Annotated in this window: 1 protein-coding gene and 1 pseudogene; both read left to right on the forward strand. The window is 26.2% G+C overall.

Features of this window, described 5'->3' with window-relative positions:
* Positions 1-53: 53 nt before the first annotated feature.
* A pseudogene (locus FUA24_RS25535) lies at positions 54-239 on the forward strand (hypothetical protein); the annotation flags it as partial.
* A partial coding sequence (pnuC, locus tag FUA24_RS01165; protein ID WP_148539687.1) for a nicotinamide riboside transporter PnuC occupies positions 212-539 on the forward strand: 328 nt, incomplete at its 3' end. The pseudogene FUA24_RS25535 and the gene pnuC, both read left to right, overlap by 28 nt.

The following is a 539-nucleotide window of genomic DNA, read 5'->3' on the forward strand; positions in this document are numbered from 1 at the left end:
ATTAAAAACACTAAGATTTCCACCTTCGTGGAAATGAAAAAAAGAAATATTAAATGAAAATATCAGTAGAATTAACATTAACACCATTACAAGATAATTTTGAACCAGCTATAATTCATTTTATAAAAAAAATGAGAGTTTCAAATTTAAAAGTATTAGAAAACCCATTAAGTACCCAAGTTTTTGGAGATTATAATGAGGTAATGGAAGTATTAACAACCGAAATAAAANAATTGTATTGGAATTTATTGGTGTTTTTTTTGGCTTTTTATCAGTTTGGTATTCTAAAAAAGAAAACATTTTAGTGTATCCAACAGGTATAATAAGCACTGCTATTTTTGTATATATATTATTGGTTTATGGGCTTTTAGGAGATATGCTAATAAACGCATATTATTTCACAATGAGTATATATGGATGGTATTACTGGACCCAAAAAGACGCTAATAACAATGAGGTGCACGTTACCAAAACAACTAAAAAAGAGCAAAAATATACAGTTATTATTTTTATGTTAACACTAATTTTTGTGGCTATTA

It is taken from the genome of Seonamhaeicola marinus (assembly GCF_008085455.1).